11 protein-coding genes are annotated in these 10173 nt (G+C 52.0%); 4 read left to right on the forward strand and 7 right to left on the reverse strand.

Annotated elements, in window-relative coordinates:
- Nucleotides 1-608: 608 nt before the first annotated feature.
- From KOO63_02675 to KOO63_02690, 4 genes are all read left to right on the forward strand, one after another.
- A complete protein-coding gene (locus tag KOO63_02675; protein MBU8920743.1) occupies nt 609-1214 on the forward strand; it encodes a hypothetical protein in 606 nt (201 codons plus the stop codon).
- Nucleotides 1171-1818, forward strand: a complete 648-nt coding sequence (locus tag KOO63_02680; GenBank protein MBU8920744.1) for a hypothetical protein — start codon at nt 1171-1173, stop codon at nt 1816-1818. The genes KOO63_02675 and KOO63_02680 overlap by 44 nt, the downstream gene beginning before the upstream one ends.
- A 105-nt stretch (nt 1819-1923) precedes the next feature.
- Nucleotides 1924-2424, forward strand: a complete 501-nt coding sequence (locus tag KOO63_02685; protein ID MBU8920745.1) for a hypothetical protein — start codon at nt 1924-1926, stop codon at nt 2422-2424.
- Entirely contained in the window at nt 2396-3229 is an 834-nt protein-coding gene (locus KOO63_02690) for a hypothetical protein (GenBank protein ID MBU8920746.1), read from the forward strand. Before KOO63_02685 ends, KOO63_02690 begins: the two co-directional genes overlap by 29 nt.
- A gap of 74 nt (nt 3230-3303) precedes the next feature.
- Here KOO63_02690 and KOO63_02695 read toward each other — a convergent pair whose 3' ends face one another.
- The 7 genes from KOO63_02695 to KOO63_02725 all read right to left on the reverse strand — a co-directional run bounded on the left by KOO63_02695 (nt 3304) and on the right by KOO63_02725 (nt 9896).
- A complete protein-coding gene (locus KOO63_02695) occupies nt 3304-4401 on the reverse strand; it encodes a phage major capsid protein (GenBank protein ID MBU8920747.1) in 1098 nt (365 codons plus the stop codon).
- Nucleotides 4402-5175: 774 nt separating this feature from the next.
- Complete coding sequence (locus KOO63_02700) at nt 5176-5508, reverse strand: hypothetical protein (GenBank protein ID MBU8920748.1); 333 nt, start codon at nt 5506-5508, stop codon at nt 5176-5178.
- Nucleotides 5501-6442 (reverse strand): conserved phage C-terminal domain-containing protein, encoded by a 942-nt coding sequence (locus tag KOO63_02705; protein ID MBU8920749.1) that lies wholly within the window; start codon nt 6440-6442, stop codon nt 5501-5503. Before KOO63_02705 ends, KOO63_02700 begins: the two co-directional genes overlap by 8 nt.
- Before the next feature lie 127 nt (nt 6443-6569).
- On the reverse strand, nt 6570-6776 hold the full coding sequence (locus KOO63_02710; protein MBU8920750.1) for an AlpA family transcriptional regulator: 207 nt from the start codon (nt 6774-6776) through the stop codon (nt 6570-6572).
- Between the two features lie 292 nt (nt 6777-7068).
- A complete protein-coding gene (locus KOO63_02715) occupies nt 7069-8655 on the reverse strand; it encodes a tyrosine-type recombinase/integrase (protein MBU8920751.1) in 1587 nt (528 codons plus the stop codon).
- A gap of 616 nt (nt 8656-9271) precedes the next feature.
- Entirely contained in the window at nt 9272-9586 is a 315-nt protein-coding gene (locus KOO63_02720; GenBank protein ID MBU8920752.1) for a HigA family addiction module antidote protein, read from the reverse strand.
- Nucleotides 9587-9602: 16 nt separating this feature from the next.
- On the reverse strand, nt 9603-9896 hold the full coding sequence (locus KOO63_02725; protein ID MBU8920753.1) for a type II toxin-antitoxin system RelE/ParE family toxin: 294 nt from the start codon (nt 9894-9896) through the stop codon (nt 9603-9605).
- Nucleotides 9897-10173 lie beyond the last annotated feature (277 nt).

Consider the following 10173-nt stretch of genomic DNA (forward strand, 5'->3'; position numbering starts at 1 on the left):
CGCACCTGCTTTGGGAGCAGGGGGTCGAAGGTTCAAATCCTTTCGCCCCGACCATCGTAACTAAAATGAAAACAATGCTTTATGGGTGACACAAAAGAGCCGAAAAATTCGGCACACAAATTTTTTCAAGGATTTTTCAAGGAATCCGCCAACCAATATTTTTTTCGGGGTGACAGGCGAATTGTCTTCCCGGAAAGGTGCGATTTGGGAACCGCCAATCGCGGGAAAAGGAACCGATGGACCGGCAGTCAGAGGTCGTGGGTTCGAGCCCCCCTGGCTCCACCAACTAAACTGCTTATAAATTAATTAGCCGCCTCCCAAGGGCGGTTTCTTTTTGCCAAAAGGCGTTTTGGGTAAAAAACTGGGTAAAACAAACGGGGTATATGTTCGGAACTTTGCGGTCCGGGATTCTGCCTTTAAGGGTGGGGCTCAAGAGTTGGATCGAAACAATTGGGATTTTTCTAAATGGATGCGGGGGTACGCCCGCAACAAGGTCCTTTGAGAAAACCAATTGGCCGTGACGAGAATTGAAATGTCCGATACAATTGAAGACCGATCAAATAAAGCTAGTTTGCCAAAAACTTAGCTAGCCAACCAGGAAGGATTTTATGAGAGCAATTTTCGAAATTTTTTGGGGTCCACCTGGCTTGATTTTTCTAGGCGCCATATTTGGAATTATCGGGGCACTTTGGTCTGCCCACCAGCAAACGGGTTTTGAAAAAGCTTTGCGAATCAAAAGTGACGAAATTGCTGAACTCAACAGAACCACATTCAACGCCGTTACGGGCGGCAGTAGTTTCTGCTATTTCCAAATCCAGTTCGACGGGCTAAGTGGGCGTTTTGTATTTTGTCACGAGGGAGACAATACTCTTTTTGACGTGACTGCACGGATCGTCAATCTAGATCGATTTGAACAGCTCAAAGGTAACTTTACGTTCGAGTCATTTCAACATACCGACACTATTATGCCGCTGGGAACCATGATTTCAGGTCATGCACTATTCAGGGGGGAAATTCCTGTCAATCAACTGCCGAAGCGAGGGTACAACGTTTTCTTCACGGCACGAAACGGGGCGTTCTCCCAACTAATCCGTTTTGCAAAAACTAGAGAGGGTTGGGCGGCGGCGATCAAAGTTACTCGCGATGGTAGGGAGTTATTTGAGAAAGTAGATGACGATTATCCGTTGGGTGAGGGCGGAACTGTTGATTGGTAATTTCAGGCTGGCTAACCAAGAGCTTGCACCAGACAAAGCTGCTTGTCCCGTGCCAGGTTTGCCCAGGTCCGCGCCAATCGTCTTTGCAGGTGAAACAAACGGTAGAAGGAGCGTTATGGACATCGGGAAAATACTCGGCGACATCAAGGGCAAGGTGCTCGATTCCCAGCATTTCGACCTGCTAAGGCACGCTTATGACCTTCAGGAACAGAACCTGGAGCAATTTCGGCAGAACAACGCGGCACTTCGGGAAAGTCGTGATTTGCTCAAGGAAAAGAACGAGCGTTTGGAAGTTGAGAATTCACAATTGGCTAAGAAAGTTAATGATCTTGGACAGCTTTTGCCGAAACAGGATGCTACTGCCGGTATTGAAGACCTCTCCGAAATTGCATTGAGTATTCTTAAGGTGTTTCATGCTCAGGACAAAACCCGTTTGGATGAATACGACATCTTTGATCTTATCGAGGTTTCAAAAATAAAGGGCAAGTCTGGGCTGGATGAATTGTCCAGTGAAGAATATATCCGCTTTTCGTCAGCAGGGCCTCGGGGTCTCGACTACTATCTGACGGAAAAAGCTCGAAAATTGTTAGCTAAGTGGGAGTAGCCAGTATCCTCATATCGTAATCGCCCGGTCCGGTGCCGATCCGATTAGGCGGGACGCCGGACGAGTACCGAAATCCATGACACGCCAGAAGCGGTAGGGGCGAATATGGGAACCGCGACTTTCGACACAAACGTTTTTCCCGCTGAAAAGCTTGTTGCCCGAGCGGGGGCCCTAGGGGTCGAAGTCGCGGTGATTTCGGTAACCCAGCGCGAGGCCAATGGTGCCACGATAGAAGAGGAGATCCGGGCTCTAGAAGTAATCCTGGAATTTGGGATTTGGGACGAGTCCCCGTGGGGTGGGTTTAAGTGGGCTGGCGATAGGGCCGGGGACGTATTCGAAAAATCACTCCGTATTTTGTCCAACGGTTCTTTCCCGCCGCCCGGATCGCGGGGCTCCCTGACGGATGGACAGCGGCGCCAGTTTCGGGACGCTATGATCCTGGCTAACCACGTCCTTGAAGGAAGGGATATTCTCGTTTCCGGTGACTGTCGGGCCTTCATTAACCATGGGCGTCGGGAATTGATCGAGGGGGAATTCGGAACCCGAATAATGACGGTAAAGGAATTCGAGGGTTTTCTTGATTCGCTTGAAAATGAGGGGCAATAGCCCGGCCCTTGGCGGGGAAAAGGAACTGCTTCCGGGGAAAATTATGTTTGTAAAATACGGTACCGTTGTCCTAGTAATTCTAGCCCTTATTTGTCCGTCGATCGCCATACCAGCGGACGTTGAACCCGTCGCGTTACTTGACCGGGTTGAGGGTAGCGATAGTCTTCCTACGCCACCAGATTCGATCATGGGGCGCGAACAAATACTTGGGCCAGCGGTTGGCGACAGTGCCAGCCAGGGCGTTACCGAGGTTTCTGGAAGGGCGGGGAGCCCAAGAGGCAGTGTAGCGGGCCGGGGCGAAGCTGATTCCGCCAATGGTTTCGGCGTCTTGTGGGGCGTCCTTTTGGGGGGTGCGTTATCCATTCTCGGCAGTACGATTGCCACTTTGCTAAACGCCAAACAAGCGCGAAAGATCCGGATGGACGAAGTTGTCGCGGCGAAAAGGGTTGAGAACAACGCAAAAGCATATACCCATTTGAAAAAGATTCAGTGGTTTATGAGCGAGGATGATTCATTTTTACGTGCCAAGCATTATGTGGACGAATACGAGGAATGGTTTTTCGGTACGCGCATTTTTCTGCCCGGCAAATTTCCGGATAAGTGGATATCCATTCGGAACGGAATAAATTATATTTTTTTCAAAAAACAGGATCAAGATCAGTCGTTGGAGGATATCACGAAGGCCAAAAAAAGAATTCTAGATTGGACGAATGAAGGCATTGCAGAAGTGTATCGGGATATGAATTTGGAAGAGATTGGTTTCGAGGAAATCGAGGACAATCAAATTGACCACGGCCTTTGGTAGGGCAAATATTTGTTGTGCTGGCCCCGGCCCGCCACTTGGGCGATTGACCGGGGCCTTACCGTTGGACCGATGGCCTAGGTCACAATATCCTCAACCACAGTAAAGGCGCCGGGGTACCGCAAGCCCAAGTCGATATCCTGGAATGCCCGAAGGACGATCCCGCCCCGTTCGCCAAGGGTTACCTTGTCGGCTTCCAAATCCAACCCACCCCACAAGGCGACGATTAGGCTAGACCATGCGCCAAAGACCATTGTGGAAAGGTCCGTACCCGTTCCCTTGGTCCCGTCGTTCGGGAGCGTGTTGGAGACTAGGCAAGGATGGCCGTTAACGGTTCCATCGTCCGCCATAAGGAAGCCGCCAACATTGCCAACCGTATCCCGGGGCGTGGTTTTTAGGGCGCCCAGGGTGCCCGTGTTGCAAACGTAAGCTTGGCCCGGTAGTTGTTGATGGTTTCCTAGCTTGGATTCCATAAGGACCAGGTGGGACCAATCTAGGCTTCCGCCGTTGGTGTCGATTTCCACGGAATTCGTTCCGCTTGCCCCGACGATTCCCTGGGGAATTGGGGCTACCCCGCTACCATAGATCGCGGCGGCATCAATCCCCCCGCCGATGGCCCCGGAAATTTCATCCCGCAACAGGCCCTCGATCATGGGCTGGGATTGCTTCAACATTTTCCGGGAAATGTCGATCCGGACCCGAAGGGTTTTTGGGGAAAGATTAAGGGCGCTATAGGTCGGACTCGATTTGTCCGTTCCGCTATAGGTTTCATTGTCAATCCAGGCGGCGTTGCTGGCGTCCTCCTGTCGGGGAATACCAGCATCACCCACAAGGCCAGGATAAAGGGTTGCTCCCAGGCGGGCGGTTATGGACGCGTTTCTCATTACTTGAATCATGCTGTCCGGTTGTTGGTCAGTTCCGATCAGGCCTGGACTTGTTGCGCTGGAAACTTCCCGCTGGTCATGGACAAGGACATCATAAGGGACATAACTACCAACAGGAATACGGCCCAACAAATCGGCAACGGCTTCGCTAGCTTCCCTTTCTAATCCGGCTCGACTCCAATCGCCGGAAAGTTGGGCGTTAATCATCCGAATCACACAAAAATCTTGGATTTCCCGTTTGGTCAGTCCAATAAGCGCATCGGCTGAAGTGGGGGATTTTTTCTTTATCATTTTTCTATCCTTCCATCGTGGAATTGTTTGTTTGATTGTCGGTTTTGCCCCCCGAATCCATGCCGCCCCGGAATCGGATTAGACCCTTGGCAACCCTTCGACGGAAGGGGGGATATCGCAGCACCGCCGCAATAGCCAAATTGCTAGGCTTATCCGGGTATCGTGGATTTCTGAAAGCTTGGAATCTACCCCGTGGAAGGCGCCCAAGCTTTGGACCGTATTGGGCCGACGGGAAGACAATCGTCGAGCCCTGGTCCACTCGGGGGGCAAAATTTAAAACGAAGGCTAGCAGTCCGAGCGTGGGGGGACGCCTAGGGAAAATGACGCCCACCACGCCGGACCCTAGGGGGCCGGGTTCCAACAAAGGAAAAGGAAGTAAACCCTGTAGAAAACCAGCCGCCAAACCTAGTCCTCTCGCTTCAAACACACCCGATTCGGTGTGGTGGTGTTGAGTCAAATCGAACTTTATCTAGCTATATCTCGGACACTTCTTCCCCACCTTCAAGGGCCCCCTGGCAGAGTACCTTTCGGCCAAAGTTCTATTTGGGTAGAGTGCCGTCGTCTTCTCGGTCGCTTTCGTCGGCTCCGTTTGGCTCGACAAATGTTACAGGGTCCCCCCGGCCCTCTGGTTTCATTTCCACACTTTGGGCAGGTTGAAGGGCTACAAATTTCGGGCGCCCGCTCGGGGGCTTCCAGGTTCGTTTTCCGGGCGTCTTCAGTTGACATGGTTAAACTCCTTTTTGCAAAGATAGCCAACGTTCGGAAATGCTATTTTTACCACTTCCAGGCCGTTCCCTTTCCCTTTTTCCACTCTCCTAAATATTCCATTACTTTGGCCTTTTCGGCGTCGGTTGGTGGCGGTTCTTCCAATTGAGGCCTGGCCAATGCCCGATCCCGGGCTAAGGATTTAACTTTGTCCAAGATTTCGACGGGCTTAGGAAACCACTTCAATTCTTTGCCTAGCTGTTTGATGGCGAGTAACACCAATTCGGTTTCACTCCCAGCCAGCAGGGAATAGTATCCCGTTAACCGAAGCTCATTTACGGGTTTCTCCAGCACTACCGCTAGGGCATTTAGGGCAACGGCTATCTTCTCCCGGTCAGTCATTAGTTGGACCTACTTCCTGGGCTTCCACTTCATGGAATTCCACTTCCTTTTCTTTCCCTTTTAGTAAAAAGGCTTCTAAGGCCGCTTGGTTTGTCGCGGAAACATCGGAAAGCCTTGGCCCCCCGATTGGTTGCCTTCCGTTTAGGTAGTTGTCGAAATTGTCGGGTTTGAAAAGGGTATTAGGCCGGAGAAATTCCCCCATTTTTGGATCGGTCCCCCAAGCCTTAACCCGGCTATCAATCACGGTTCGGAAATCTTCCAGGCGGTAGCCGTCTTTCCATCGGGCTTTGATTAGCTGGCGGGTTGGTTTGGTAGTAGGGCGGAAACGGGTTCCGGCTTTGAAATTCAAATAGCCGATGATTTCCGCGTAGGGGATCGGGTCGTTTGCTTTGGTTGGGATTTGTATTTTTGCTGGGACAATTTGGCCGTCGAGTTGCTCGGAACTCGACACCTCTTGATCTTCCCTAGTAGGCAAAGAAGGCTTAGAAGACAAAGAAGACAGAGAAGGCAAAGAAGTAAGAGGTTTGCAAGAACCCACCTTGGGATTCTCCTGGGAGTACCTTGGTTCTCCTATAGGTGTACCTTGGTGTTCCTCTGTTTTCCCGGGATCTAAGGCATTGGGTTTTTCAAACTTGGATTCGGCTTCATTAGGGTGGCAATTCTGGTGCTTTTCGAAGTTCACGACAAAAAGTAGCCGTTGGCCGTGGCCGTCCCGGTAACGGGTAACCATGCCTATTCGCTCCAAATCATCCAAAGCTTTGTCCGGGTCGAAGTCATCCAAGGGGAGTAGGGCCATTTTGATCTTTTTCGGCCTGTCTTCCAGGATTCCTTCACGATCAGCCATGCACCACAACCCGCAAAATATCAGCCTGGTGGTTGGTTCCAGTTCGGCCAAATCTTCATTTTCAAAGAAGCCTGGCCTGATCGTTCTCATTCGCATTGGCCCCGCCCTTTTGCTGGGGGTGGGGTAAGGCGGGGATGTTTGTTCCCGATGTTGGCCATTTCCCGGATTCTCCTTTTTTGTCCGTCGTCTTGGTTCTTCCCCTTTCGTTTTGACCTTTCTATCCGTTGGCGTCGGTTGTGTTGGTGTCGGCGTAGCGGGGTTGGGTGGCAATCCATTCCTCGATTTCGTCCATTCGCCAGGCCACGCCCTTAACGGGGAGTTGGATTCGCTTCGGGAATTCGCCGCGCTTTTCGAGGCGCCAAATCGAGGTGTAAGAGAGGCCGGTAATTTCTCGCAATTCGGGCTTTCGGATAAACCGGGTCATATTCGCTCCATTCGCTTCGGGTTGATCGGTCACGCAGGGGAAAGTAATGCGCAATTTGGGATGCAAAGGAAAAAAGTTGTAAAGGCGGGAACCGATGGGGTATCAATAGATTACGTGAATAATGTGTGGGCTATATTGAACTGGTTCTAACTATGTCTTGGTATATCTCGAAACTAACGATGCGGCAAATTCTCTTGATAGATTGGCGGGCAATTTTCTTCGAATTTTGGTCCCGGTCGGGGCCGATTTGTAGCGGTTTAGGCGCCCCTTCGGGGACGCCCGGTCCCAAACCCTAACCAACCAACCGCAACGCAAGCTGGGACGAAATGCGGGCGGCTAGGGGCGTCCCCTTATACGTTTCCAAAACGTCCGCCCATTCGTCCGCCGTCAGGGTTACGGTTTCGCCTTCGATTTCTTCCGCTTCGATAACCCGATAACTTGCCTCGATAGCCTTAGACGTTAGCCCGGCAACGTGGCCGGTTTCGTTATGGGCGTAACGTTGCGTCGAGGATAGGTCCGCGTGGCCAAGTTGTCCGGCAATCGCTTTCAACGGGGCGCCGGACTGGTGCAACCATGTTCCTAAGCTATGCCGCAATCCGTGCAAGGTAACGCGTTGGGTAATTCCCGCCTCGGCTTTGACCCAATCGAACGACTTGCGGAATTGCTTGATATGGGTTCCGGTCTCTTCGTTCGGGAAAACCCAGCGCCGATGGTAACCAACGCGGGACCGAAGCAAGGCCACAACTGGGGGGACCAAAGGGATAACCTTGTCCTTGGTTGCCATCCGGCTCCGCGCCTTGTATTTGCTTCGGGGGATACGCCATTCCCCACCGTCGAGGTCCAATTCGTCCCATTCCATCGAGCAAACGTTCCCGATGCGTCCGCCGGTCCACAACGTAGTTAGGAGGGCGTCCGCTGCCGTCACATTGTTGCCGTAGTGGTAGCCCCGCCGATGGCGCAAGGCTTCGACGGCGGTGTAAAAGTCGCGGGCTTGTTGGCGCTTCAAATGGTTGGTATCGTCCCGGCCTTTTTCTTGAGCTTGTACTTCGACCTTCGGATAAGTCCAACCTTCGGGGACAACTTTTCGACGGATGGCATACCGGAACAAAGTGGTTAGCCGGGACAAAATCAGGTTGGCCGTTCGGGCGCCACGTTCGGGGTCCGGTTCCCGGATTTCCGGCTTTGGTTTGGACTTCGGGCGCGGGCCATGTTTTCGACCGTTGCGAACCGGGCGCCCGGCCTTAATCTTGGCTTCGTTTTCCCGCCATTTGGCGAGAGCAGATTCATAGTCCCGGCGGATTGTCTCGGCCTCCCTTGCCTTCGCCTTTTCGATAACGTGGTTTTTTAGATCGTCTAAGTGGAAGCCCTCGATTCTATGTAGCGGGACCGTCGCCAAGGTGGCGCCTATGCCGTCCACGGTTACGCGGAAATCGGCAACATACATTTCAAACCGTTGCCGATGCCCGGCCAGCGTCGCGGGTGTGTTTGCCTTCGGTCCCGACGCCTTGGCTTTTTCTAGCACGTCGAAAAATTCGCCCAAGGTCGGAGACGTGATTTCGGGCGCGGGGGCCGCTGCAACCAAACCGTATTTTTCCCCCGTGCCGTCCATTTCCAACAAGGCGATTTTGGCCGCTTCCCGAGCCTTGTCCAATCCCATTTGGACCGGGGTGTTTTTCTTGCCGGGGGCCGCTTGGAACGTCCCCAATTTTTTTGACACGGACCGCCCCTGAATCCATCCGGCAACCGCCCAGCTTTTCTTCCCCTTCGGGCTAATTTTCAAAACCAACTTGTCGGCTACGGTGTCCAGAATAGTTGGGCCGTCCTTCGGCGTCGCGGCTTTGCAATAATCGACGGAAAGTTTTTTGATTTTGGCCGCCATGATTCGTTCTCCTCGTTGGGTCTTGTTCCCGGAAGTCGCGGGCCGCATCGGTTTCGATAGTCGATGATAGTACCGGCTTCGCCTTCGCCAATTTTTTTCAAGTTTTTTCAAGGTTCAACCGCGTTTTCAATGCATTCACGTCAACAAGCGGTTGACTGAACCAGTCTACACGATGGCCGTAATTGCCGTTTGGTTAATCTGTTAGCGCGTGGATAGACGTAAAAAGAAATCGAGTCGGCTTGTTTTGGGAGCAGGGGGTCGAAGGTTCAAATCCTTTCGCCCCGACCATAATTATTTAACAGCAATAAGTTAAGCGCCTCTGTTTGGGGCGTTTTTTGTTCACTTCGGAGGCTCCTCCCGCATGGCAAGCGGAATCTGGGCAACACAGCGGTCCCCGAACCCGACGGCCAACTGGTGGACGCTTTTACGTTCAACCCGACTCACCCACGATGGACTGTGAACCTCGATAAGTGTTTGGTGCAGGACACCGACCCCGGCACCAGGATTTTGAAACCAAGCCAGGGCGCAGCCGATTCATGTCGTTGTTGGCAAAACGGTTACGAAGTGCCGGAAATGGATCGGAATACCCGGTTGACACGGGGAGTCCTCATAAGTGTTAGGCGACGTTGCTTCCGTCACGCAACATTGGTTTCAACCGCGAAATTTCTTTAGCTTCAGGACTGTTCATTGCGTGCCACAAATCCCAGTCATGCTGAAGTCCCAACCAAAAATCGGCGGACATACCCAGAACACGAGACAACCGCAGCGCAGTATTCGGGGTCACAGAGCGGCGCCCCTTGATGATTTCATTGAGTCGTGGATACGAAACCTCGAGACGTCTCGCCAGTTCGGTTTGTGTAACACCTAGCGGCTTAACGAACTCCTCAAGGAGCATTTCACCTGGATGAGTGGGGGGACGCTTGCGCGGCAAGCGCCGGCCGCCACCCTTAGTGGTAGTCCGTGATTTCGACCTCGAAGGCATAATCTTCCTCCCATTTGAAACAGATCCGGTATTGCTGGTTGATCCGGATGCTGTATTGATTTTTTCGTTTACCTTTTAAGCGTTCCAATCGATTACCAGGAGGCACTTTGAGGTCCGAAAACTCTTGAACGCGGTTGATTTGATCCAATTTCCGTCGAGCAATTGCCCAAATCGATTGTGGGCAGCATTTCCGCGCAATGCTTGATGCGATGCCGTCGAAAATGTCCTCTGTCGCTGCATTTTTGAATGAATGTATCATAGGTCACATTATAACGGGGGCCGTTATAGACGTCAAGTGTCTTTTTGTCGTTTTCTATCCCTGTTGGGATCGAAATACAAAATCAAGTTCTTGTTAGGTCGTTTCCAGACAATAGAGCCATGCTCAGATCAATTTGAGCAGAGCGTCATATAGGCTCAACTGCCACCAATTCCCCCACTAGAATAGATGAGGGCAACCACCCCCGAAACGAAGATTGTAGCTAACACGGTAGTTCCTATAGCAGCCTTACCAAATGTCGTTGCTCTTTCGACCTCAA

The sequence above is a fragment of the Candidatus Latescibacterota bacterium genome (genome assembly GCA_019038625.1).
Taxonomy (GTDB): Bacteria; Krumholzibacteriota; Krumholzibacteriia; order Krumholzibacteriales; family Krumholzibacteriaceae; genus JAGLYV01.